This is a genomic window from Pseudomonas sp. WS 5078 (genome assembly GCF_012985745.1).
Taxonomy (GTDB): Bacteria; Pseudomonadota; Gammaproteobacteria; order Pseudomonadales; family Pseudomonadaceae; genus Aquipseudomonas; species Aquipseudomonas lundensis_A.
This window is the reverse complement of the sequence record NZ_JAAQWX010000001.1, coordinates 644,139-669,105: the sequence shown is the minus strand read 5'-3', so window position 1 is coordinate 669,105 and position 24,967 is coordinate 644,139. Positions and strand designations below refer to the sequence as shown.

The following is a 24,967-nucleotide window of genomic DNA, read 5'->3' as shown; positions in this document are numbered from 1 at the left end:
TAGGATAGTGTTTAAAGGCATTGGCCCAAAATAGACCGCAAGCCTAGGATTCGCAGCGTTCCGGCCTATACCGGGTCCTTATCGAGATGATTTCTATCATGTCCTCCGCTGCATCTTTCCGCACTGAAAAAGACCTGCTTGGCGTACTCGAAGTACCCGCTCAAGCGTATTACGGCATCCAGACCCTGCGAGCGGTGAACAACTTCCGTCTCTCCGGCGTTCCGATTTCGCATTACCCAAAGTTGGTTGTGGCCCTGGCCATGGTCAAGCAAGCCGCGGCAGATGCTAACCGCGAACTGGGCCACCTGAGCGCGCCAAAGCATGCGGCCATCAGCGAAGCCTGCGCCCGTCTGGTACGCGGCGACTTCCATGAAGAGTTCGTGGTGGACATGATTCAAGGCGGCGCTGGCACTTCAACCAACATGAATGCCAACGAAGTGATCGCCAACATCGCGCTGGAGGCCATGGGCCACCAGAAAGGCGAATACCAATACCTGCACCCTAACAACGACGTCAACATGGCGCAGTCCACCAACGACGCTTACCCGACGGCCATCCGTCTGGGCCTGTTGTTGGGTCACGACGCGCTGCTGGCCAGCCTCGACAGCCTGATTCAGGCCTTCGCGGCCAAAGGCGTCGAGTTCAACCACGTCCTGAAGATGGGCCGTACCCAGCTGCAAGACGCTGTGCCGATGACCCTCGGCCAGGAATTCCACGCATTCGCCACCACATTGGGCGAAGACTTGGCACGCTTGAAGACACTGGCGCCAGAGCTGCTGACCGAAGTGAACCTGGGCGGTACCGCGATTGGCACGGGCATCAACGCCGACCCGCGCTACCAGCACCTGGCCGTGACCCGTCTGGCCACCATCAGCGGTCACCCACTGGTTCCGGCTGCCGACCTGATCGAAGCCACCTCCGACATGGGCGCGTTCGTACTGTTCTCCGGCATGCTCAAGCGTACAGCGGTCAAGCTGTCGAAGATCTGCAACGACCTTCGCCTGCTGTCCAGCGGCCCACGTACCGGTATCAATGAAATCAACCTGCCAGCGCGTCAGCCCGGCAGCTCGATCATGCCCGGCAAGGTCAACCCGGTTATCCCGGAAGCCGTTAACCAGGTGGCGTTCCAGATCATCGGTAACGACTTGGCACTGACCATCGCCGCCGAAGGTGGCCAACTGCAATTGAACGTGATGGAGCCGTTGATCGCCTTCAAGATCTTCGACTCGATCCGCTTGCTGCAACGTGCCATGGACATGCTGCGCGAACACTGCATCGTCGGCATCACCGCCAACGAAGCGCGTTGCCGCGAACTGGTCGAACATTCGATCGGCCTGGTGACCGCACTGAACCCGTACATCGGCTATGAAAACGCCACCCGCATCGCCCGCATCGCCCTTGAAAGCGGCCGCGGCGTGCTGGAACTGGTGCGTGAAGAAGGCTTGCTCGACGACGCCATGCTCGACGACATCCTGCGCCCGGAAAACATGATTGCTCCGCGTCTGGTGCCTCTGAAGGCCTGATGCGGTAACACGATCACCAGGTCGAGGGACTAGACACCTCTCACCTTTTGAGGACTTGCAGATTTATCTGCAGGTCCTTTTTTTTTGCTCGCGGATCGTTGCACGCCATAAGGGGTTTGACGCGCCTGTCGCCAAGCAGGCGCGTGCGGCTTAGTGCGTCACCAGACAGTCCAGCGATTTGTCGACGTACGCCTTGGCCAGCTCCGCCAGATACACAATCGACAACACCACATCACGCGGCGACCCGTTCAATCCATTCCCCGCCTCGCTCGCCGTTGCCCCCATGCAGCGCAACAAGTCTGACGCCTGGGCCAAGGCCGCTTCTAAATTGACACTGTCCGGGATGGCATACGTGGCCGTCCCCACGGGGCGAGCAGGCTGATGGTCGTCAAGGTAGTAATTGAGCGCGCGTTCGGCGGCTGCACGGTCAAGTGACGGAGAAAGGCACTGGGCCGCATCCGGCAGGATGGACGAAGGGGGATCTGGAACAATTTTTTTCATGACATCACTCCTGGTTTCAATAAAGGAGCTGTCACCTGTCGCGACTAAACGAATGGGTGGCAGCCGTACGCAGGTTAGTCGACCGGAGAAACCAGGAACCCGGCGCGCTCGAAGGCGCCCTGCGCACGGCCACCATAAAACGAGAGGCCGAAAAAAAAACGCCTCGCGGAGGTGGCGCCTTGCGCCTGGTTTCATACCGGGCGACTAAACCCGACCGCTGAGTGTGCAGCGATGGGCCGAGACTAGACCCCGATATTGGCAGGCGCAAGCGAACGGGATTTTCAAGGAAGTTTCTGCGGATTGAAAGGGAAGCGTCATACGAAAACCCTGTTTTTTAGCGGTTCGCAGCCCATCGTCCGTGGCGTTGAGCTCCTGCCTAAGAACAGGGTGCGGCTTGCAGCAACGATCGAGGGCAAGGCGCCCGTCCATCCGATTTTCAGCCACTGCCACGCAGTGATATCGGCACGTGCTGGCCCCCCCCGGAATCAAGGTTAATTCCTACACCAAAACAGCACTTTTCAGACGTGTGCACATGAAAAATCAATGGCTTATGCAGACGCTTCCACTGCGCCTAGGTATAGTGCCCGCCCTCTTGCCATGCATCGGCCCCGCAACAGCGGCCAGCGGCACTGCGCAAACAGCATCGTAAACCAAGCAGCAACATGGCCAGGGTCGCCTTGATCGCCTACGTTTTTGCCCTGCACACACGGGTGTAACGCGATATTTCGATCCGGCCGTATTGCCATCAGATAAAAACAGCGAGGAATAATCCATGCTTGAAGTCATCAATGACTTCCTCTCAGGGAAAGTGCTAATCGTGCTCATGGTTGGGCTCGGTGGCTACTTCACGATCCGCTCGCGTTTCGTTCAGTTTCGTTACTTCCTGCACATGTTTGCGGTGTTCAAAGACAGCTTGCGCAGCAGCGCCGGTCAACTGAGCTCGTTTCAGGCATTGATGCTGAGCCTTGCGGGCCGTGTGGGCGCGGGCAACATCGCGGGCGTCGGCATTGCCGTGACCCTCGGCGGCCCCGGCGCCGTGTTCTGGATGTGGGTGACCGCGCTGGTCGGCATGTCCAGCAGCCTGATCGAATGCTCTTTGGGCCAACTGTACAAACGCCGCGATGCCGAAGGCCAACTGCGGGGCGGTCCTTCCTTCTATATGAAGCACGGGTTGGGCAAAGCCTGGATGGGCAAACTGATGGCGGTGTTATTGCTGATCACCTTCGGCTTTGCCTTCATGGGCCTGCAAGCCCACGCCGTGACGCACTCGCTGCAAGACGCTTTCGGTTTTGAGGTTAACTACACCGGTTTCGCCATCGCCGTGCTGCTGGGCCTGGTGTTCATCGGCGGTATCAAACGCATCGCCTCGGTGGCCGACCTGCTGGTGCCGGTCAAAACCCTCGCCTACATCGCCGTGACCCTGTACGTGATCGTGCTGCAGTTTGACCAAGTGCCAGCCATGCTCGGCCACATTGTCAAAAGCGCCTTCGGCATGGACCCGGTGTTTGGCGGCCTGATCGGCAGCGCGATTGTGATGGGTGTCAAACGTGGCGTATTCGCCAACGAAGCAGGCTTGGGCAGCGCTCCGAACGTGGCCGCAGTGGCAGACGTTGAGCACCCGATCGCGCAGGGCGTGGTGCAAGCATTCAGCGTGTTCCTCGACACCTTTGTCATCTGCACCTGTACAGCGCTGCTGATTTTGCTGTCGGGCTTTTACACGCCGGGCTTTGAAGGCGACGGCATTGCCCTGACCCAAAACTCGCTGGCCGCTGTTGTCGGTGAATGGGGCCGCATTTTTATCAGCGTGGCCCTGGCGTTGTTCGTGTTCACCTCGATGCTTTACAACTACTACCTGGGCGAGAACAACCTGCGTTTCCTGGTCGGTGAAAACCGCAAGGCACTGATGGGCTACCGCGCACTGGTGCTGGTGTTGATCTTCTGGGGCTCGATTGAAAACCTGCAAACGGTCTTCGCCTTCGCTGACATCACCATGACCATGCTGGCGTTCGTGAACCTGATTGCCTTGGCCATGCTGTTCAAAATTTGTATGCGCGTGCTCAAGGACTACGACGACCAACGTCGCGCCGGGATCAAGACACCGGTGTTCGATTCCAGTAAATTCCCGGACCTGGACCTGGACTTGAAGGCCTGGCCGCCGACACCGGCCGCCAAGGTCGAAGACACAAAACGCTGACACTGACGCGGCGGTTCTGAACAGAACCGCCGCGTTTTTGCTTATGGGGACTACACATGACTGCTGCCACTTCCTACCCTGCCGAACGCGTGATGGTGCTCTACACCGGCGGCACCATCGGCATGCAAGCCAGCGCCAACGGCCTTGCGCCCGCCTCGGGTTTTGAAGCGCGCATGGGCGAGTTTCTCGCCAGCCAGCCCGACTTGAACGTGCCGCAATGGTGCTTTCGCGAAATGAGCCCGCTGATCGACAGCGCCAACATGACCCCCGCCTACTGGCTGCGCCTGAGTGCCGCGATCATTGCGGCAATCGAGCAGGAAGGCTGCGACGCCGTCCTGGTCCTGCATGGCACAGACACACTGGCCTACAGCGCGGCGGCAATGAGCTTTCAACTGATCGGCCTGCCAGCTTCGGTACTGTTCACCGGCTCCATGCTGCCCGCGGGCGTGCCTGACAGCGACGCGTGGGAAAACGTCAGCGGCGCGTTGTCAGCATTGAGCCAAGGCCAACCACACGGGGTTCAGCTGTACTTCCATGGCCAACTGATGGCGCCCACCCGTTGCGCCAAAGTGCGCAGCTTCGGGCGCAACCCGTTCGTGACGCTCACCCGCAACGGCGGTGGCACCCCGGCGGATTACATACCCGGCGAGCTGCTCTACACCCGGCCCAAGCACATGGCCAACGTGGGCGTTCTGCCACTGGTGCCGGGCATTGGCGCGCCGCAACTCGATGCGCTGCTCAACAGCGGCATCGAAGCCCTGGTACTGGAGTGTTTCGGCAGCGGCACAGGCCCCAGTGACGACCCGGCTTTCCTCGCCAGCCTGCAACGGGCGCAGGAAAACGGCATCGTGATTGTCGCCATCACTCAATGCCATGAAGGCGGTGTGGAGCTGGACGTGTACGAAGCCGGTAGCCGCCTACGTGAGGCGGGTGTGCTCTCAGGTGGCGGCATGACCCGCGAAGCGGTGTTTGGCAAGCTCCATGCCTTGCTGGGTGCCGACCTGCCATTGACCGAAGTGCGCCGCCTGATTGAACTCGATGTGTGCGGGGAGCTGGTGTAACGCCCTCATCACATCGTTATCCGGCACACAACTTGCTCCCTTCCAGCATCCTCCCGCTGGAAGCGAGCATGCTGCACTCCCATCTCACCACCCTGAACGCGGTTTCGTTGGTGCTCAGCACCTTCAGGGCCGAAGGCTTGTCCAGTGAAGCGCTATTGGCCGGCAGCGGTATACGCGCCGCCGATTTGAGCCGCGCCGACACGCGCATCACCACCAATCAGGAAATGCGCGTGTGCGCCAACGCCGTGGCCATTCGCCGCGAAATCGGTCTGGAATTGGGTCAACGTATGCACGTGTCGTCCTACGGCATGCTGGGTTACGCCTTACTCACCAGTGCCACCTTAGGTGACGCTTTACGCTTGGCTTTGCGCTACCCGGCGCTGCTGGGAACACTTTTTGAACTGAGCCTGAACGTTGAAGACGAGGTCGTCTGGTTCTGCGCAACCGGTTATCGCGAAAGCCCGCACTTGGCTGTATTCAACGCCGAGCTGTGCCTGACGTCGCTCAAAGTCATTTGCGAGGATTTATTAGGCCGTCCGCTTCCCCTCGCGAGCGCACGCTTCGCTCACCCCGCCCCGGACTATTACGCCCACTACGCGCACAGCTTTGACTGCCCACACGCCTTCCAAGCCTGTGACAACGCGTTCGGCTTCGACCCGCGCTGGCTCGATGAACCCTTGCCGCTGGCCGATGCCGTGACCCATCAAGCGATGGCCGAGCGCTGCCGCAAACAGAACCTGGAGTTCACGGGCCGCCAGTCGTGGCTGGATCGCATCCGCCAGCTGTTGGCTGCACAACTGCATGCCGCCCCGGGGCTGGAGGGCTTGGCCGAACAAATGAACTGCTCGCCGCGTACGTTGCGTCGCCACTTGCACGACATGGGGTGCAGCTATCAAACGCTGCTCGACGACCTGCGCTTTGAGCGCGCCAAACTGCTGCTCAATGAGACCGAATGGCCGATCTACCGGATTGCCGAGAACCTGGGGTTTAGCGAAACCGCCAGCTTTCGCCACGCGTTCGTGCGCTGGAGCGGTGTCTCACCCAGCCAGTTTCGCGCCTAACCCCACCACCCTGTCGTCTGTTTTTTATGCCTGAAAATGGCGCACACCCGCGCCGAAAAGGGGCGAATTCAGGTCAGTCATTTTGGCCATATCCATCCCCTTTTGGCCGCTCCTGCCGTTCTCTGAAACGTCCGAGGCCGCAAGACTGTAGGTCACCGATCAAGCCTGCGGAGAATAAGAAAAATGCTGACGATCTATTCAGATGATCACCACCTGCATCACGGCCGTTGCGAGTTGATGGACGGGCAACTGATGCCTTGCTTCGAAATGCCCTCACGTGCCGATCACATTCTGCAACGGGTTCAAACCCGTGAACTGGGCCCGGTGCAGGCCCCGCGCGATTTTGGCCGCGTGCCCATCGAACGCATTCATACCCCGGCCTATCTGGATTTTTTCCAGGGCGCGTGGGAGCGCTGGACCGAGCACGGGCGCGACGGCGACTTGTTGCCCTACACCTGGCCTGCCCGCACCTTACGCGCGGTCATTCCCACGAGCCTGCATGGGCAATTGGGTTATTACAGCTTCGATGGCGGCGCGCCAATTACAGCGGGCACGTGGCAAGCGGCTTACAGCGCCGCGCAAGTGGCGCTTACAGCACAAGCAGAAATTCAGCGTGGCGCTCACAGCGCTTTCGCGTTGTGCAGGCCGCCGGGTCATCACGCCGCCAGCGATTTGATGGGCGGTTATTGCTACCTCAATAACGCAGCCATTGCGGCGCAGGCATTCCTCGATCAGGGCCGCAGCAAAGTAGCCATCCTTGACGTGGACTACCACCACGGCAACGGAACGCAGTCGATTTTCTATGCACGCAACGACGTGTTGTTCACCTCGATTCACGGTCACCCCGAAGCCGAGTTTCCGTTCTTTCTGGGCTACGAAGATGAACGGGGTGAAGGCGCGGGCGAAGGTTTCAACTTCAACTATCCGCTGGCCGCCGGTTCGGCCTGGGATCGCTGGAGCGCCGCCCTGGAAGAGGCGTGTGCTGAAATCGAGCGTTACGACGCCGAGGTGCTGGTGATTTCGTTGGGCGTGGACACGTTCAAAAACGACCCGATTTCCCAGTTCAAGCTCGACAGCCCGGACTACCTGCGCATGGGCGAACGCATTGCGCGCCTGGGCAAGCCTACGTTGTTTGTGATGGAAGGTGGGTACGCGGTAGAAGAGATTGGCGTCAATGCCGTCAACGTACTTGAAGGCTTTTTGAGCGCTCAATAAGGACCTAACAACAATGAAAGCTCTTACGCGTTTATTCACTCCCGCGCTGTGTGCTGCGGCACTGGCAAGCGCCGCCGTGCATGCCGAAGACCGCACGTTGCGGGTTTACAACTGGTTCGACTACATCACCCCGCAAACTTTGGTGGATTTCAAAAAAGACACCAACGTGAAGCTCATCTACGACATTTTCGATACTAACGAAGCGCTAGAAGCCAAGCTGCTCACCGGCAACTCAGGCTATGACGTGGTGGTGCCGTCGAATGTGTTTCTGGCCAAGCAAATCGAGGCGGGCGTGTTTCAGCCCCTGGATCGCAGCAAGCTGCCGAACTGGAACCACCTTGATCCCAAGTTGATGAAGCTGATCGAAGCCAACGACCCCGGCAACCAGTTCGCGGTGCCGTACATGTACGGCACTATCTTGATCGGGTTCAACCCGGACAAAGTCAAAGCCGCACTGGGTGACAATGCGCCTGTGGACAGCTGGGATCTGATTTTCAACGAAGAGAACATCAGCAAACTCAAACAATGCGGTGTGGCGTTACTGGATTCTCCGTCGGAAATTTTGCCGCTGGCGCTGCAACATTTGGGGCTTGATCCCAACAGCACCAACCCAAAGGACTACGCCAAAGCTGAAGCGCTGCTGTTGAAGATTCGGCCTTATGTCACGTATTTCCACTCATCCAAGTACATGGCCGACATCGCCAATGGCGACATCTGCGTGGCGGTGGGTTATTCAGGCAGTTTCTCCCAAGCGGCCAACCGGGCGAAAGAAGCCAACAACGGCGTGACCGTGGACATGCGCTTACCTAAAGAGGGCGCCCCGATCTGGTTCGACATGCTTGCGATCCCCAAAGGCGCTAAAGATAAAGAAGACGCCTACACCTTCATCAACTACTTGCTACAACCCAAGGTCATTGCGCCAATCAGTGATTTTGTCGGGTACCCCAACCCGAACAAAGATGCGACCGACCTCGTGGCCCCGAGCATCCGCAACAACCCGAACCTGTACCCGACTGAAGCGGCAATGACAACGCTGTACACCCTGACCCCACTGCCCCGTGAAGCCGAACGCGCCCGCACGCGGGCCTGGACCAAAATCAAGTCGGGCACCTGAGTCGACCGGCGCCGCTGGCGCGACCAGCGCCAGCGGCGACAGGGCTTTATCGCCACACGCGGCTGAGCCGCGCTAACGCGGATTTGATATCCGCTTCGGGCACGGCTGCGAACCCGAGCACCAGCCCGGCACGGTTATCCACAGGCTCGGTGGAGTGATGCAGCCAGTAGCGGCTCAAGCCGTTGATTTCCACACCCACCTCATTGGCTTGCGCCAACAGGGCTTGCTCGCGCTCAAGGCTACTGACCGCCACGGTCACGTGCAGGCCTGCTGCAATCGCCGGTAAATCTCCCAAGCCTTCCACCCCCTGCGGCCAATGCGCCATCAACGCATTGCGCCGACTGATGGCAGCACGGCGCATGCGCCTGATATGACGCTGAAAGTGCCCGCTGGCCATGAACTCAGCCATCACGGCCTGAGTACTGACCTCCGAGTGACGCATATCCAACGAACGACGCTGAGCGAAAGGCTCGATCAGGGCGTTGGGCAGCACCAAATACCCTAAACGCAGCGCCGGAAACGCCACCTTGCCGAAGGTGCCTACATAGATCACTCGCCCTTGACGATCCAGCGCCGCCAGTGGCGACAGTGGTGCCCCGCTGTAACGGTACTCGCCGTCGTAGTCGTCTTCGACGATCCAGCCTTGGGTGTGCTCGGCCCAATCGAGTAGCTCCAGGCGCCTCGCCAGGCTCAGGGTCACACCTGAAGGGTACTGGTGAGAAGGCGTGACATACGCCAAACGGCAATTGGCCAGCCTCGCCAACAAGTCGCAGCGCATGCCCTCTTGATCGACCGGCACGCCCAGCACCTGCGCCCCTGCAATCGCAAACGCTTGCGCGGCAGCGTGGTAGCCCGGGTTTTCCACAGCCACGCCTTCGCCGGGCTCCACCAGCAACTGTGCACAAAGGCTAATTCCCTGTTGCGCGCCGCAGGTGATCAAAATTTGTTCAGCTGTGCAGGATAATCCCCGTGAAGCCCGTAAGTACGCTGCGATTAGCCCACGTAATCGCGCATCCCCCGCCGGGTCGCCGTAGCACAGTTGTTGTAAATCCGGTTTTCGCCAGAAACCCGCTTGCAGCTTGCTCCACACATCAAAAGGGAATAAGTCAAAGGCCGGAACGCCCACCCTAAAAGCCCGCGGGGGACCACTCGGCGGCAAGTCCAATGAGTGCCTGGCTACCTTGTGCAAAGCACTGCTGTGGATAACTTTACTGGATGTAATCACAGGTAAAACGGGGATTTTTGTGGATAAACCTGTGGGTAAGCCTGTTGAAAACCCTATGGACAAGTTGGTGGACAACTTTTTCGGCAAGGCCGATTTATCGGGTAACTGCGCCACGTACGTGCCGTCCCCGATGCGTCCCTCGATAAAGCCTTCGGCGTACAGCTGATCGTAGGCGCGCACCACGCTATTGCGTGAAATGCCCAGCGCTGCAGCCAGATCGCGACTGGCGGGCAAACGCGCGCCGCTACTCAGCCGACCGTCCAGCACGCGCTCACGCAACGCGTGATACAGCTGTCGGCTCAGCCCCTTTTTGGGGTCAAGCTGGATACCCGCAGGGTTGAAAGCGATGGACAGCGCTGAATCCGACATAAATTGGACCTACGAAATTGACCGGGAGTGGCTCTTACAACAAGCCAATAGCCTGCCTAGGATGCAGGCATTCGCCAAGGAAATCTTCCATGTACGTACCCCGCGCCTTTGCAGAAAACGACCTCGAACGTTTGCATGCCCAAATCCTGGCAACTCCGCTACCCGTGCTCGTCACCCAAGGCGAGCAAGGTCTGGCAGCGAGTCACATCCCCTTATTGCTAAGCCCTGATGAAGGCAGCCACGGCACGCTCTATGGCCACTTGGCGCGCGCCAATGCGCAATGGCGCGCCTTGGCCGAGGGTGCTGAAGCAATGGTCATTTTTGCGGGTGAACAGGCTTACATCAGCCCGACCTTCTACCCCAGCAAAGCCGATCACGGGAAAGCCGTGCCGACATGGGACTACGTCGCCGTTCATGCTTACGGCAAGGCCACTGTTTTTGATGACGGCCCAGGCCTGTTGCGCGTGGTCACCCGGTTAAGCGAGCGCCATGAGGCCAATCGACCCCAACCGTGGGCGGTCAGTGACGCACCGCGCGACTACATCGACAGCCTGCTCAAGGCGATTGTCGGTTTCAGCCTGCCCATCAGCCGCCTCATCGGCCAACGCAAACTCAGCCAAAACCGCAGCGCTGCCGATCAGGCGGGCGTGCGCGACGGCCTTTTGGCCAGTAATAACCCGCAAGACCACGCACTCGCTCATTTAATCACCAAGGAATAGCCCCATGACTCAGTCCATTCAAATCAAACCCGCCACGGCGGCCGATCGTGACGCCTGGATGCCGCTCTGGCAGGCGTACCTGACGTTCTACAACACCACGCTGGGCGACGAAGTGAGCGAGAGCACATGGCAGCGCTTCATGGACCCGTCCGAACCCACCCATCTGGCCCTTGCCTGGCAAGGTGATGAGGCAGTGGGCATGGTGCAGACGGTCATTCATCGCTCTAACTGGAGCGTGGGTAATTCCTGTTACCTGCAAGACCTGTATGTCAGCCCGCAGCTGCGGGGCACCGGGGTAGGACGCCAGTTGATCGAGCACGTTTATGCCCACGCCCGCGCCCTTGATTGCGCCAAAGTGCATTGGCTGACGCAGGAAACCAATGCCACGGCGATTCGCCTGTATGAACGCATCGCAGATCGTCCCGGCTTCATTCAATTTCGTAACGTTTTGTCGTAATCAAGGAACGCGCCATGTCCGAATCTCTACAACACTGGCAACCGGCCGCAGCCCCGGATAGCAGAACCCTTGAGGGGATTTACATTCGCCTCGAAAAACTCGATCCGACCCGGCATAGCGACGATTTGTGGCTAGCCTTACAGGGACCAGCGAGTGATCCCAAGCTGTGGGATTACTTGCCTTATGGACCTTTCAGCGAACGCTCTGCATTTGATGAATGGCTGACAAAAAACGCCGCCAGCCGCGACCCGCATTTTTATGCAGTCATCGACAGCGCCGCTGAACAGGCCCAGGGCCTGCTCAGCCTGATGTGTATCGTGCCGGAGCACGGGCGCATCGAGATTGGCCATGTGGCATTTGGCGCACCCATGCAGCGCTCGCCCAAAAGCACCGAAGCCGTCTACCTGCTGGCCAGAGAAGCCTTCAACTTGGGCAATCGTCGGTTGGAGTGGAAATGCAACAACGACAACGCGCGATCCAAACGTACTGCAGTACGATTGGGTTACACATTAGAAGGTGTTTTTCGCCAGCATATGGTAGTTAAAGGCAAAAACAGGGATACCACGTGGTACAGCATAATCAGTACGGAATGGCCCGCTATCGCCACCGGCTTTGAAAAATGGCTGGCACGTGATAACCAGCCAGAAAGCGGCCAAATCAAGACACTGGAAGCCTGCAGGGCAATGACTGTATAAAAAATGATCAGAACAGGCATCTCACCTCGACAACATGCCTTACCTTTCAATCGCCAACTTGGAGAATCCCCTACAACTACACGGCAACTTTCGCGTTTTATCATCAATAAATAACGCTACTTATTACGCATCGATGTAAGACGCTTCTTTAAATAAATTAAACCCGCGCAATGACTTAACGTTAATAAAACAGACTGTCGATGTACTGCTCGAACAGGTATTTACTCAATGTACGTTTTAACCACCGTTGCAGACTGCCGCTGCCTGCAACCCTGAGAGGCGTAGTGATGAACCCTCTTCGAGCAGACTTTCTGATGACCCATCGGACCATTGCGGCGAGTGCAACATTAATTGGCCCGACAAACCTCCAACCGCAGCCGCGACCAAGGTGCTACCCACCCAAGCGGGTATCCAGGTGACGGATTCTGGCGCCACGGCGGGGTTCGGTCGCTTTACTCAAACCCCAAGGGCGCAAGCGATACGGTGCTGGTGGCGATGATTGATCAAGACGGGATCAGCAATTGGGTCAATGTGCCGGTTGATATGTTGAAACCACAAAGGTTGTCTCTGCGCCTGGATTGAGGCGGCAATGAGACTAAGAACAGGACGTTTTAACCGCGTCAGCCCTTGATACGTGTTGACCGCGCACAGGACGCGAGCAGCAGCGACACGCAGGGTGAACAGCGTGGCAGGAGCGCGCAAAAAAAAAGGGGAGCACGTGCTCCCCCGAGGTTTAAAGCGTTTGAATCAAAGGCGTATCAGGCTTCGATTTCGATCAGGATTTCGCCCGGGTTGACGCGGTCGCCTTTGATTACGTGGATGGTGACGATTTTTCCTGCAATGGCGGCCTGTACTTCAGTCTCCATTTTCATGGCTTCGGTGATCAGTACCGATTGGCCAGCCTTGACGGTGTCACCGACGCTGACCAACACATCGACGATGTTGCCCGGCATGGTGGTGCTGACGTGGCCCGGCTCGCTGGCTTGTTTGCGCTTGCCAATCGCGCTGCCGACAAATTCGTTGAGAGGCTCGAACACCACTTCTTCCGGCATACCGTCGATGGAGAGGTAGAAATGACGCTTGCCTTCGGCTTTCACACCCACCCCGGTGATGTCTACGCGGTAGCTTTCGCCGTGTACGTCGATCACGAACTCGGTCGGTACGCCTTCGCCACCGGCCTTGGTGACGCCGCCCGCTTCCGGGATCGGCAGCAGGGCTTCCGGCACCAAGGCACCCGCCGCACGCTCTTCAAGGAATTTACGGCCGATGTCCGGGAACATGGCATAGGTCAGCACGTCTTCTTCGGACGTGGCCAGCGTACCAATCTCACCGCGCAGTTTGACCATTTCCGGCTTGAGCAAATCGGCCGGGCGCACGTCGATCAGCTCTTCGTTGCCGATCGCCTGACGACGCAGCGTCTCGTTCACCACACCCGGCGCCTTGCCGTAGCCGCCTTGCAGGTAGAGCTTCACTTCGTTGGTGATGGTCTTGTAGCGCTCGCCCGCCAACACGTTGAAGAACGCCTGCGTACCCACGATTTGCGAGGTCGGTGTCACCAGCGGCGGGAAGCCCAGGTCTTCACGAACACGCGGGATTTCGGCCAGCACTTCGTTCATGCGGTTCAGCGCACCCTGCTCTTTGAGCTGGTTGGCCAGGTTGGAGATCATGCCGCCAGGCACTTGGTTGACCTGCACACGGGTATCAACGGCGGTGAATTCGCTTTCAAACTGGTGATACTTCTTACGCACGGCGTAGAAGTACAAACCAATTTCCTGCAACAGCGCCAAGTCCAGACCGGTGTCGTATTCGCTGCCTTTGAGGGCTGCAACCATCGATTCGGTGCCGGGGTGGCTGGTGCCCCAGGCGAAGCTGGAGATGGCCGTGTCGATGTGGTCAGCACCGTTTTCCACTGCTTTGAGCTGGCACATGGCTGCCAGACCGGCAGTGTCGTGGGAATGGATAAAAATCGGCAGGCTGATTTCAGCTTTCAGCGCCTTGACCAGATCACCCGTGGCGAATGGCGTGAGCAGGCCGGCCATGTCTTTGATGGCGACAGAATCGCAACCCATGGCTTCCATCTGCTTGGCCTGTGCCACGAACGCTTCGGTGGTGTGAACCGGGCTGGTGGTATAAGCGATGGTGCCCTGCGCATGCTTGCCAGCCGCCTTGACCGCTTCAATGGCAACCCGCAGGTTACGCACGTCGTTCATGGCGTCAAAGATGCGGAACACGTCGATGCCGTTGACAGCAGCCTTGGCCACAAAGGCTTTGACCACGTCGTCGCTGTAGTGGCGATAGCCCAACAGGTTTTGACCACGCAGCAACATTTGCAGACGTGTGTTGGGCAGTGCCGCGCGCAGTTGGCGCAGGCGCTCCCACGGGTCTTCCTTGAGGAAACGTACGCAGGCATCAAACGTGGCGCCGCCCCACACTTCCAGCGACCAGTAGCCGACCTTGTCGAGCTTGTCGCAGATCGGCAGCATGTCTTCGGTGCGCATGCGGGTAGCCAGCAACGACTGGTGGGCGTCACGCAGGATGGTGTCAGTTACAAAAATCTTCTTGGACATTCTTATGTTCCTCACAGGCCTGCGTGGGCGGCGATGGCGGCAGCGATGGCCAATGCCAGCTCTTCGGGTTTGCGCTTGATCGAGTAGTTGGTCAGTTCAGGATGGCTTTCAACGAAGCTGGTGTTGAACTGGCCGCTACGGAATTCCGGGTTACGCAGGATTTCCTGGTAGTACGCGGCTGTGGTTTTGACCCCTTGCAGGCGCATGTCGTCAAGGGCGCGCAAGCCACGGTCCATCGCCTCTTCCCAGGTCAGCGCCCACACCACCAGTTTCAGACACATGGAGTCGTAAAACGGCGGGATGGTGTAGCCGGTGTAGATCGCCGTGTCTGTGCGCACGCCCGGGCCACCGGGCGCGTAGTAGCGCGTGATCTTGCCGAAGCTGGGCAGGAAGTTGTTTTTCGGGTCTTCGGCGTTGATCCGAAATTGCAGGGCAAAGCCGCGGTGCTGAATATCTTCTTGCTTGATCGACAGCGGCAAGCCGGAGGCGATACGGATTTGTTCGCGAACGATGTCGATGCCGGTGATTTCTTCGGTGATGGTGTGTTCCACCTGCACCCGGGTGTTCATCTCCATGAAGTACACCTCGCCCTCGGCGAGCAGGAACTCCACGGTGCCAGCATTCTCATAGCCCACGGCCTTGGCTGCGCGCACTGACAGGTCGCCAATGTAGGCGCGCTGTTCCGGGGTCAGTTGGGGGCTTGGGGCAATTTCGATGAGCTTCTGGTTACGCCGCTGAATTGAGCAGTCGCGTTCGAACAGGTGCACCACGTTGCCAAAGCTGTCACCGAGAATCTGCACTTCGATGTGCTTGGGGTTCACGATGCATTTTTCGAGGAAGACTTCGGCCGAGCCAAAGGCTTTGGTGGCTTCGGAAATCACGCGCGGGAACGCTTGCTCCAGCTCTTCACGGCTGTTGCAACGGCGAATGCCGCGACCGCCGCCACCCGAGGTGGCCTTGAGCATGACCGGATAGCCAATGCGCTCGCCTTCTTGCAACGCTTCGTGGATATCAGCCACGTTGCCTTCAGTGCCTGGCGTGACCGGGACACCGGCTTTGATCATGCTGCGGCGGGCTTCGGTCTTGTCGCCCATGCGGCGAATGACTTCAGCAGCCGGACCAATAAACTTGATGCCGCGCTCTGCACAGATGTCCGCTAATTCAGCGTTTTCTGACAAGAAACCGTAACCGGGGTGCAAGGCGTCACAGCCCGTTTCCACCGCCAGGTTCACCAGTTTGCGCGGGTTCAAATAACCGGCCAGCGGATCTTCACCAATGCTGTGCGCTTCGTCGGCGCGCTTGACGTGCAACGCATGCCGATCCGCTTCGGAATAGACCGCTACAGAGCGAATGCCCATTTCGGCGCAGGCGCGCACGATACGGACAGCAATTTCTCCGCGGTTGGCGATCAGGATCTTTTTTATCACTTGGATTTTTCCTAAAGCCCATGGAACAAACGACCTGCTAGACCAGGTCGGCACGTGTCCAAATGTGTCTGAACCGTTGTGTCGTCACACTAGACCTGCGCATTGATAAACAAAAATCAATATTTCTTGGGTCGTGCATAAGTAATCACTTATAGTCAGAGCACTTGCTGCTTCAGGAAAAACTATAAAAATGCGTAAGTCATTGATGCGTATCACTTTTCGCCAACTTCAAGTGTTCAATGAAGTCTGTGACCTGGGCTCGTACAGCCGTGCGGCAGAAGAAATGTCACTGACGCAACCCGCCGTAAGTCTACAAATTCGTCAGCTTGAAGAGCTGATCGGACAGCCGTTGTTCGATTATGTGGGCAAAAAACTGTACATGACCGAAGCCGCTGAAGCGCTTCAGCGTGCCAGTCGCGATATTTTTGGGCGCTTGGAAAACCTCGATATGCAGTTGTCCGACCTGCTCGGTTCACTGCAAGGGCAACTGAAATTGGCGGTGGAATCCAGCGCAAAGTATTTCGTGCCACACCTGTTCGCGGCGTTCAAACGCCAGCATCCGGAAGTTAATTTGCAGCTCACGGTTGTGAACCGTGCACAAGCCGTGCGCAGGCTTTCAGACAACCGCGATGATCTGGTGATCATGTCGATGGTGCCGCTGGACCTGGGGCTGGAATTTTTGCCGTTTTTGAATAACCCGATTGTGGCCGTTGCCCCGCCCGACCATCCGTTGAGCCAGCGCGAAACCTTGCATTTGCAAGACCTGGAACCCTTCACGCTGTTAATGCGCGAGCAAGGTTCGGGCACGCGCATGGCGTGTGAAGAGTACTTCAAGGAGAAACGCGTGCACTTCAATCAAACGCTGGAGGTGGCCTCGACCGATGCCCAGCGTGAGTGCGCCGTCGCAGGGTTGGGCGTGGCGCTATTGACGCGCCACGCCGTCAGCCTGGAGTTGGCGACAGGTTTGCTGCGCGAGCTGCCCGTCGAGGAATTGCCGCTGTACCGCAGTTGGTGCGTGGTGCAGGCCAAAGCCAAGCGCCTGTCACCGGTAGCGCATGCATTTCTGGGGTTTATACGCAGCGAGCGTCTGCAAATCAGCGCGCTGGTTGAGCGCTTCGACGGCCATTTGCCGACGACGCTTGCCAATAGTTGATGGCGCTCAGGTCCGGGTAATCGGCTGTTTCCAGGCGCAATTGGCGCTGGTCCGTATGGTCTTCAATCGCGCGTCGGAAGGCCATGCGGCGCCGGTCTTCCTGTTGGCGGCGGGTTTTGACGGCGCTGTTGCGTTCTTCGTAAGGCTGGGCCATTTCGAGTCTCCCAAGGCGTGTACGGGAGCTTTACGATGGACTTGGTTTGTGACGAATTGGGGACGTTGAGATGACAGGTGCGTGAAAACGCTGCGTGCACCTGCTCTCTCTTCAGGAAGGAGAGCAGGTGGGGCTTTAATCTTCGATGTTTTTCAGCGATTTAGGCGAAAGGCGCAGGCTGCGCAAACTGCGTTTGACGCTTTTAAGGTGGTTGACCAGGCTCGGTCCACGCGCCATGGCCACGCCCATGGCCAGCACATCAATCACCACCAAGTGCGCAATGCGCGAGGTCAGCGGGGTATAAATTTCGGTGTCTTCGTGCACATCAATCGCCAGATTGACGGTCGCCAGTTCCGCCAGCGGCGTTTGGCTCGGGCACAAGGTAATCAGTGTCGCGCCGCTTTCACGCACTAAATTGGCGCTAATCAACAAATCCTTCGAGCGCCCGGACTGGGAAATGCATATCGCCACGTCGGTAGGCTTCAAAGTGACAGCCGACATCGCCTGCATGTGCGGGTCGGAATAGGCCGCAGCCGTCAGTAATAAACGGAAAAACTTGTGTTGGGCATCCGCCGCTACCGCACCCGACGCGCCAAAGCCATAAAACTCGACGCGCTGGGCCTGAGACATCGCTGTCACAGCACGCTGTAAAGCGACCGGGTCGAGTTTTTCGCGCACGTCCATCAGGGTATGGAGTGTGGTGTCGAAAATTTTAAGGCTGTAGTCAGCGACCGAGTCGTCTTCGTGGATCGCGAATTGGCCAAAGCTGGCACCCGCCGCAAGGCTTTGCGCCAGCTTGAGTTTCAGGTCCTGAAACCCAGAGCAACCGATCGCCCGGCAAAAGCGCACGATGGTGGGCTCACTGATACCAACGCTATGGGCAAGGTCTGCCATGGAACTGTGCATTACAGCCGCAGGATCAAGCAGCACGTGATCGGCGACCTTGAGTTCCGATTTACGTAACAAGTGGCGAGACTGGGCGATATGTTGCAGCAAGTTCAAAGGGCAGGACTCGGTCTGAAAGGGTGGGATGCCAAGGATGTAGCAATCTTGTAGTTATACTACAAGAATTCGTTTTCTGCCCAACCAATCCATGACTAAAACCGCTGGCTTCTCCCCTATTCAGGCCGCCCGCGCTCTATGTAGCCCGTTTGAGCACTACAAAAAGACTACATCGCTGCGCAATAAATCGCCCAAAGCGGCGGCGTTAATTGGACGACTGATCAAATATCCCTGCACTTCGTCGCACTGTTGCGCCTTGAGAAATGCCAGTTGCGAGGCTTCTTCCACGCCTTCTGCCACGACCTTTAACTCAAGGCTATGGGCCATCGCAATGATCGCCTTGGTGATGGCTTCGTCTTCAGCGCAGCGCCCCACGCCTCGAATGAAGGTCTGGTCAATCTTGACGTAATCCACAGCAAACCGTTTGAGGTAGCTGAGGGAGGAATACCCGGTGCCGAAGTCGTCAATCGCCAGTTTGACGCCCAATTGATGCAACTGTTCAAAGGTCGAAATAATGGATTCGACGCTGTCGAGTAACTGGCTTTCCGTCAATTCAAGCTCCAGGTACTGCGGCGCCAGCCCTGATTCATCGAGCACCTGGCGCACGAGGCTGACCAGCTTGCCCTGTCGTAATTGGTGCACCGACAGATTGACCGACACCCGTATCGGCGCCAACCCTTCGCGCTGCCATTGGCAGGCCTGCCGACACGCCTGGCGCAATACAAACTCGCCAATGGGACCGATCAGCCCCGTCTCTTCGGCCAGCCCGATGAAGTCGCCCGGCGGCACGCTGCCTAACTGTGGGTGATCCCAGCGCACCAGCGCTTCGGCCCCGTGCAGACGGCCCGTCGCCAGGCACATTTTGGGTTGATAGAAGACCGTCAGTTGCTGTTCGGCAATCGCTTTGCGCAACTGGTTTTCCAGCTGCAAGCGCTCCAGGGTGCTGTGCTGCAAGCTGTGGCTGAAGAATTGAAAACTGCCACCGCCCAAATGCTTGGCCTGGAGCATGGCCTGATTGGACTGACTGACCAGCGTCGCGATGTCCCGCGCACTGTCGGGTAGCAGGCTGATCCCCATGGACGCGCTGATTACCAGCTCATGGCCATCAATCATAAGCGGCCGGCCCAGCTTGGCCAGCAGCCGCGTTGCGACCCGCGCCAGACTGGTGAGGCTGGCATAAGAATCAAACAACACTGCGAATTCATCCCCGGACAGCCGCGCGATGGTGTCGGCTTCAGGCAGCGCTTTGGTCAGGCGTCTGGCGACTTTGTGCAGTACCTGATCCGCCAGCTCTGGCCCAAGGCTGTCGTTGAGCAGCTTGAATCGATCCAGGTTGATGTACAACAGCGCAAGGTTACGCGCACCTTGGCGAGCCCGTTGATTGGCTTCTTCAAGCCGCTCCTTGAACAATAAGCGATTGGCCAGCCCGGTCAGCTCATCAAAGTGCGTGAGGTGGCGCACGCGGGCTTCGGAGCGGCGTCGCGCTGACAGGTCACTGACAAACGCCACGATATGACTGACGTGCCCGTCGTCGTCACGCACCACTTTCAATTGAAGCCACTGCGGGTACAACTCGCCGTTTTTGCGCGTTTCAACCAACTCACCCTGCCAGCGGTCCTGCTGCTCCAGCACCGGCCGAATGACCGGGAAGTGACGCAGTGCATCGCGGCTGCACGCCAGCTCACTCACGCATTGCCCCACCAGGTCTTCGACCGCATACCCGCTAAAGCGGCTGAAGGCCTGATTGACCGCCAACATCCTGTAGTCCGGATCGAGGATGACAATACCTTCGCTGGCCGCTTCAAATACGGTGGCCGCCAGACGCCGCTGCTCGGGCTCGCGTAAACGCTCTGCAGCCGGGGACTGCACATCTGGCAGTGCCTGCAAAGGTTGAGCATTCCCACGACGGTGCTGATTGACTTGCCAGCCGACAACGCCCAGCAACGTCAGAAAAAAACCGAGTCCGGTGCCGATCAACACACCCGACGCGCTAAGACCCTGAATCATTGGCAATATTCTTATCAGTGGATGAGCCAAAAAAGTCGCCCGAGCATACACAAGCAATGCTCATGACCAAACTGAGACACGTCATTAAAAAGACGAAATGAGCCGTTGCGCTTTACGGATCAGATCCCGCTCTTTTAAAAGACTGGCGCTGAGCAGCGACAGACGGCCCGCCGGAACAGGATTGGCGTTTGCCCGGTTTGAGCCAGCACCCTAGAATGCCCCGATGCGCGAAGATCTCTCTCTCTTATTGAATTCCCTCAACGATGCCCAACGTCAGGCCGTCACGGCCAGTGTCGGGCGTCAGTTGGTTCTGGCCGGCGCAGGTTCCGGCAAAACCCGTGTGCTGGTGCACCGTATCGCCTGGTTGATCCAGGTCGAGAACGCCTCACCACACTCCGTCTTGTCGGTGACGTTCACCAACAAGGCCGCTGCCGAGATGCGTCATCGCATCGAACAGCTCATGGGGATCAACCCGGCTGGCATGTGGGTCGGTACGTTCCACGGGCTGGCGCATCGCCTGCTGCGTGCTCACTGGCAAGAAGCCGGGTTGAGCCAGACCTTCCAGATCCTCGACAGCGACGATCAGCAACGCTTGGTCAAGCGTGTGATTCGTGAGCTGGGGCTGGACGAACAGCGTTGGCCCGTGCGTCAGGCGCAGTGGTTTATCAACGGTCAAAAAGATGAAGGCCTGCGGCCGCAACATATTCAGGCCAGCGGCGATTTATTCCTGGCCACCATGCGCAGCATCTACGAAGCCTATGAGGCCGCGTGCCAGCGCGCAGGCGTGATCGACTTCTCCGAGCTATTGCTGCGAGCCCTCGACCTATGGCGCGATAACCCGGGGCTGCTGGCGCACTACCAAAAGCGTTTCCGGCACATTCTGGTGGACGAGTTCCAGGACACCAACGCCGTTCAATATGCCTGGCTGCGTTTGCTGGCCAAGGGCGGCGACAGCTTGATGGTGGTCGGTGATGACGATCAGTCGATCTACGGCTGGCGTGGCGCCAAGATTGAGAATATCTACCAGTACTCCTCTGACTTTCCGGACGCCGAAACCATTCGTCTGGAGCAAAACTATCGCTCCACCGCGGGCATCCTCAAGGCCGCCAACGCCCTGATCGCCAATAACACAGGGCGCATGGGCAAAGAGCTGTGGACAGACGGCGGCGATGGCGAAGCGATCAATTTGTACGCGGCATTCAACGAGCACGATGAAGCCCGCTACGTGGTCGAGACCATCGAAAGCGCGCTGAAAACCGGTCTTGCCCATAATGACATTGCCATCTTGTACCGCTCCAACGCCCAGTCACGGGTTTTGGAAGAGGCGTTGTTGCGCGAGCGTATTCCTTATCGGATTTATGGCGGCCAGCGCTTCTTCGAACGCGCCGAGATCAAGAACGCCATGGCCTACCTGCGTTTGCTTGAAGGCCGTGGGAATGATGCAGCACTGGAGCGTGTAATTAACGTCCCGGCTCGCGGCATTGGCGAAAAAACGGTCGAAGCCATTCGTGAACACGCACGCCACAATGATGTGTCGATGTGGGAAGCCATGCGCCAGCTGATCGCCAATAAGGCGCTGCCTGGCCGAGCGTCGGGCGCCATTGCCGGCTTTATCGAACTGATCGAGAACCTCGCGGCAAAAGTTATGGAGATGCCCTTGCATCTGATGACCCAGACCGTTATCGAGCAGAGCGGGCTGATTGCCTACCATCAGGCTGAAAAAGGTGAGAAAGGCCAGGCACGGGTAGAAAACCTTGAGGAACTGGTCAGCGCTGCGCGCAACTTCGAGAACACTGAAGACGACGAAGAACTGACGCCATTGGCCGCATTCCTCGGCCACGCGTCGCTGGAAGCTGGCGACACTCAGGCGCAAGAGCACGAAGACGGCATCCAGCTGATGACCCTGCACAGCGCCAAAGGGTTGGAATTCCCTTATGTGTTCCTGGTGGGCATGGAAGAGGGCCTGTTCCCGCACAAGATGAGCCTTGAAGAGCCCGGCCGTCTTGAAGAGGAGCGGCGCCTGGCGTACGTGGGCATCACGCGGGCCATGCAGAACCTGGTCATGACCTATGCTGAGACACGACGCCTTTACGGTAGTGAGACCTACAACAAGGTTTCTCGATTCGTACGTGAAGTGCCAAAAGGCCTGATTCAGGAAGTGCGTTTGTCCAACAGCGTCAGCCGCCCTTTCGGCGGAGGTCAACAGCAGAGCGCCAGCACCCTATTTGGTGGTTCGCAGATTCCAGAAACCGAATTCAAATTGGGTCAGATGGTCAAGCATGCGGTGTTCGGTGAAGGGGTGATCCTCAATTTCGAGGGCTCCGGTGCGCAGGCCCGGGTGCAGGTCAACTTCTCCGAAGGCAGCAAGTGGCTGATGATGGGCTACGCCAAACTTGAGGCGGTCTGACAGCAACCCGACAGCCATCGGACGATAAGGTAGGCAACATGGGCTCAGGCTTTTTTTCTTCCTGGACATTCTGGGCCCTGTTGTCAGCCATGTTCGCGGCGCTGACAACGATCTTTGCCAAGGTCGGCATCGAGAACGTCAACTCCGACTTCGCCACCTTGCTGCGTACCGCCGTGGTGCTGGTCAGCCTGGCGCTGATTCTTTACGCCACGGGCCAGTATCAACCGCTGAGTTCGATCGCCCCACGCAGCTACCTGTTTTTAGCGTTGTCGGGGCTGGCGACCGGGGCATCCTGGCTTTGCTACTTCCGCGCCTTGAAGCTGGGGCCCGCGTCACTCGTCGCCCCGGTGGACAAGCTCAGCGTGGTACTGGTGGCCATCATCGGTGTACTGCTGCTAGGTGAAAAACTCGACCTGCGGCAATGGGGCGGAATCGGCTTGATCACAGCGGGCGTGGTGATGCTGGCGCTGAAGCGTTAGAGACGCGGCACCGTGCGTGCCACTGAGTCGACAATCTGTCTTTTCAACGTGAACTACAAAATACAAAGAAACGTCTTACTCTAAATTAGGCAAAAACCCGAAACACTTCACCGCTAGCCAGTCACACCTCACCTGTGCACCATGGCGCGCGTGTCATCCACAAATGGGAATTCCCTTTATGAAACGTTTTCTTAGCATCGCCATGGCGTTGTGCATCGGTTTGACGATGAGTCTCGACGCAAATGCCAAGCGCTTCGGCGGCGGCAAAAGTTTTGGTTCGGCGCCTAGCCACCAGACTCGCCAAGCCGCTCCTGCCTCTCCAGCCGCAGCCCCTGCCGCTGCTGGCGCAGCTGCCAAAGCCGGTGGTGCTTCACGCTGGCTTGGCCCTCTGGCCGGTATCGCTGCCGGCGGCCTGCTCGCTTCCATGTTCATGGGCGGCGGCTTCCAGGGCATGCAGATCTTCGACATCCTGATTATGGCGGTCATTGCGTTTGTGATCTTCCGCTTCATCGCCGCGCGTCGCCGCAAGCAACAGGCTGACCTGGCCCCGGCCGGCCACGCTCCGATGCAGCGTGAAGCGTTCGACGCCAAGCCAGCCACGGCGTCGATCTTTGGTGGCGGTTCTTCTGCGACGGCTCGCCCGGTCATCAACGCACCAGCCTGGTTCAATGAGCAGAGCTTTCTGGAAGCCGCGCGCAACCATTTCCAGTCCTTGCAACAGCATTGGGACGCGAACGAAATGGACAAGATCGCTGAGTTCGTGACCCCGCAAATGCTTGAGTTCCTCAAGCGTGAGCGCGCTGATCTGGGGGATGGCTTCAATTCGACTTACATCGACAACCTGACCGTTCAACTGGACGGCCTGGACGATCGCGCCGACAAAACCATCGCAACCCTGACCTTCAGCGGCATCTCCAAAACGTCACGTTTTGATCAGGGCGAAGCCTTCAGCGAAAGCTGGAACATGGAACGCGTTCAAGGTGAAAACCAGCCTTGGCTTGTAGCCGGTATCCGTCAGAACGGCTGATCGATTTCGGTTCACAGGTTGTAACCAAAGCCCCGGACTTGTCCGGGGCTTTGCATTTCACGATTGCACTTATAACGAGCTACTGTATAAAGCGCGTCATATAAAACCGCGCCATAGAGTATGAGGATTGAGGTCGTGGAAGAGATCATTGAACAATTGCGTGAGGCAAATGAACCCGTCCCGGTTCCCCTGGAGCTGCCTGACGAAGATTTGCTGGTGGAAATCGAAGAACAGCTGTTCATCGATATTCCATTTGTTTTCCGAGAGTTTTTGCTGACGGTCAGCGACGTGGTGTATGGCAGCCTGGAGCCGGTCACTGTGACCGACCCGCAATCGCACACCTACCTGCCAGACGTTGCGGCCAATGCATGGGATGCGGGCGTTGACCGCAGCCTGATCCCTATCTGTCAGGACGGTGACGACTACTACTGCGTCGAAGAAGACGGCACCGTCGTGCTGTGGTCTGGCGAAGAAGAGCTGGTTACCGAGGAGACGTGGGAATCAGTCTGGCACTGGGCACGGGATGTCTGGCTGGAAAGCTGATATAGCCACCAGCGGCTTTGCAGGAGTGAGCCTGCGCGAGATGGTCTGAACACCAAGCACCATCACG

20 protein-coding genes and 1 pseudogene are annotated in these 24,967 nt (G+C 58.2%); 14 read left to right on the top strand and 7 right to left on the bottom strand.

Annotated features, from left to right (window positions below):
• The first annotated feature begins 98 nt into the window (after nt 1-98).
• A complete protein-coding gene (gene aspA, locus HBN68_RS03070) occupies nt 99-1,523 on the top strand; it encodes an aspartate ammonia-lyase (protein WP_094994109.1) in 1,425 nt (474 codons plus the stop codon).
• 150 nt (nt 1,524-1,673) lie between these two features.
• Here aspA and HBN68_RS03065 read toward each other — a convergent pair whose 3' ends face one another.
• Complete coding sequence (locus HBN68_RS03065; protein WP_169962519.1) at nt 1,674-2,024, bottom strand: DUF3077 domain-containing protein; 351 nt, start codon at nt 2,022-2,024, stop codon at nt 1,674-1,676.
• A 772-nt stretch (nt 2,025-2,796) separates the two neighbouring features.
• Between HBN68_RS03065 and HBN68_RS03060 the strand changes: the two genes are divergently transcribed.
• The 5 genes from HBN68_RS03060 (at nt 2,797) to HBN68_RS03040 (ending at nt 8,669) form a co-directional block, all read left to right on the top strand.
• Entirely contained in the window at nt 2,797-4,218 is a 1,422-nt protein-coding gene (locus HBN68_RS03060) for an alanine/glycine:cation symporter family protein (RefSeq protein ID WP_094994107.1), read from the top strand.
• Between the two features lie 56 nt (nt 4,219-4,274).
• Nucleotides 4,275-5,279 (top strand): asparaginase, encoded by a 1,005-nt coding sequence (locus HBN68_RS03055; RefSeq protein WP_094994106.1) that lies wholly within the window; start codon nt 4,275-4,277, stop codon nt 5,277-5,279.
• Between the two features lie 68 nt (nt 5,280-5,347).
• Complete coding sequence (locus tag HBN68_RS03050; protein ID WP_169962517.1) at nt 5,348-6,340, top strand: AraC family transcriptional regulator; 993 nt, start codon at nt 5,348-5,350, stop codon at nt 6,338-6,340.
• 183 nt (nt 6,341-6,523) lie between these two features.
• Nucleotides 6,524-7,555 carry a histone deacetylase family protein gene (locus tag HBN68_RS03045; RefSeq protein WP_169962515.1) on the top strand — a complete coding sequence of 344 codons (1,032 nt, stop codon included), beginning with the start codon at nt 6,524-6,526 and terminating at the stop codon, nt 7,553-7,555.
• Nucleotides 7,556-7,568: 13 nt separating this feature from the next.
• Nucleotides 7,569-8,669, top strand: coding sequence for a polyamine ABC transporter substrate-binding protein (locus tag HBN68_RS03040; RefSeq protein ID WP_169962513.1), 1,101 nt, complete (start codon nt 7,569-7,571; stop codon nt 8,667-8,669).
• Between the two features lie 46 nt (nt 8,670-8,715).
• On the opposite strand, the gene HBN68_RS03035 is transcribed toward HBN68_RS03040, so the two are convergent.
• The gene (locus tag HBN68_RS03035; protein WP_169962511.1) at nt 8,716-10,263 is read right to left on the bottom strand and encodes a PLP-dependent aminotransferase family protein; all 1,548 of its coding nucleotides are present in this window, start codon (nt 10,261-10,263) and stop codon (nt 8,716-8,718) included.
• 89 nt (nt 10,264-10,352) lie between these two features.
• Here HBN68_RS03035 and HBN68_RS03030 point away from each other — a divergent pair, with 89 nt between their 5' ends.
• From HBN68_RS03030 to HBN68_RS03020, 3 genes are read left to right on the top strand one after another with little or no spacing between them, the layout of a single operon-like run.
• On the top strand, nt 10,353-10,982 hold the full coding sequence (locus tag HBN68_RS03030) for an FMN-binding negative transcriptional regulator (protein ID WP_169962509.1): 630 nt from the start codon (nt 10,353-10,355) through the stop codon (nt 10,980-10,982).
• A 4-nt stretch (nt 10,983-10,986) separates the two neighbouring features.
• Nucleotides 10,987-11,439, top strand: a complete 453-nt coding sequence (locus tag HBN68_RS03025) for a GNAT family N-acetyltransferase (protein ID WP_169962505.1) — start codon at nt 10,987-10,989, stop codon at nt 11,437-11,439.
• 14 nt (nt 11,440-11,453) lie between these two features.
• Nucleotides 11,454-12,134, top strand: a complete 681-nt coding sequence (locus HBN68_RS03020; RefSeq protein ID WP_169962503.1) for a GNAT family protein — start codon at nt 11,454-11,456, stop codon at nt 12,132-12,134.
• 758 nt (nt 12,135-12,892) lie between these two features.
• On the opposite strand, the gene oadA is transcribed toward HBN68_RS03020, so the two are convergent.
• Both oadA and HBN68_RS03010 read right to left on the bottom strand, forming a co-directional pair.
• Complete coding sequence (gene oadA / locus HBN68_RS03015) at nt 12,893-14,701, bottom strand: sodium-extruding oxaloacetate decarboxylase subunit alpha (protein ID WP_169962501.1); 1,809 nt, start codon at nt 14,699-14,701, stop codon at nt 12,893-12,895.
• Nucleotides 14,702-14,712: 11 nt separating this feature from the next.
• Nucleotides 14,713-16,128, bottom strand: a complete 1,416-nt coding sequence (locus HBN68_RS03010) for an acetyl-CoA carboxylase biotin carboxylase subunit (protein ID WP_169962499.1) — start codon at nt 16,126-16,128, stop codon at nt 14,713-14,715.
• Nucleotides 16,129-16,318: 190 nt separating this feature from the next.
• Here HBN68_RS03010 and HBN68_RS03005 point away from each other — a divergent pair, with 190 nt between their 5' ends.
• The gene (locus tag HBN68_RS03005; protein ID WP_169962497.1) at nt 16,319-17,281 is read left to right on the top strand and encodes a LysR family transcriptional regulator; all 963 of its coding nucleotides are present in this window, start codon (nt 16,319-16,321) and stop codon (nt 17,279-17,281) included.
• Here HBN68_RS03005 and HBN68_RS03000 read toward each other — a convergent pair.
• The 3 genes and pseudogenes from HBN68_RS03000 to HBN68_RS02990 form a co-directional block, all read right to left on the bottom strand.
• Entirely contained in the window at nt 17,223-17,435 is a 213-nt protein-coding gene (locus HBN68_RS03000) for a hypothetical protein (RefSeq protein ID WP_094994095.1), read from the bottom strand. The genes HBN68_RS03005 and HBN68_RS03000 overlap by 59 nt on opposite strands.
• A 135-nt stretch (nt 17,436-17,570) precedes the next feature.
• Complete coding sequence (hexR, locus tag HBN68_RS02995) at nt 17,571-18,437, bottom strand: transcriptional regulator HexR (protein ID WP_169962495.1); 867 nt, start codon at nt 18,435-18,437, stop codon at nt 17,571-17,573.
• A 156-nt stretch (nt 18,438-18,593) separates the two neighbouring features.
• Nucleotides 18,594-20,294 (bottom strand): annotated as a pseudogene (locus tag HBN68_RS02990) (EAL domain-containing protein); the annotation flags it as partial.
• Between the two features lie 373 nt (nt 20,295-20,667).
• Between HBN68_RS02990 and uvrD the strand changes: the two are divergent.
• The 4 genes from uvrD to HBN68_RS02970 all read left to right on the top strand — a co-directional run bounded on the left by uvrD (nt 20,668) and on the right by HBN68_RS02970 (nt 24,900).
• A complete protein-coding gene (gene uvrD / locus HBN68_RS02985) occupies nt 20,668-22,851 on the top strand; it encodes a DNA helicase II (RefSeq protein WP_094994093.1) in 2,184 nt (727 codons plus the stop codon).
• A gap of 38 nt (nt 22,852-22,889) precedes the next feature.
• The gene (locus tag HBN68_RS02980; RefSeq protein ID WP_169962490.1) at nt 22,890-23,330 is read left to right on the top strand and encodes an EamA family transporter; all 441 of its coding nucleotides are present in this window, start codon (nt 22,890-22,892) and stop codon (nt 23,328-23,330) included.
• Nucleotides 23,331-23,508: 178 nt separating this feature from the next.
• Nucleotides 23,509-24,357 (top strand): Tim44 domain-containing protein, encoded by an 849-nt coding sequence (locus HBN68_RS02975; RefSeq protein WP_094994092.1) that lies wholly within the window; start codon nt 23,509-23,511, stop codon nt 24,355-24,357.
• A 135-nt stretch (nt 24,358-24,492) separates the two neighbouring features.
• Entirely contained in the window at nt 24,493-24,900 is a 408-nt protein-coding gene (locus HBN68_RS02970) for an SMI1/KNR4 family protein (RefSeq protein WP_034129154.1), read from the top strand.
• Nucleotides 24,901-24,967: the final 67 nt, after the last annotated feature.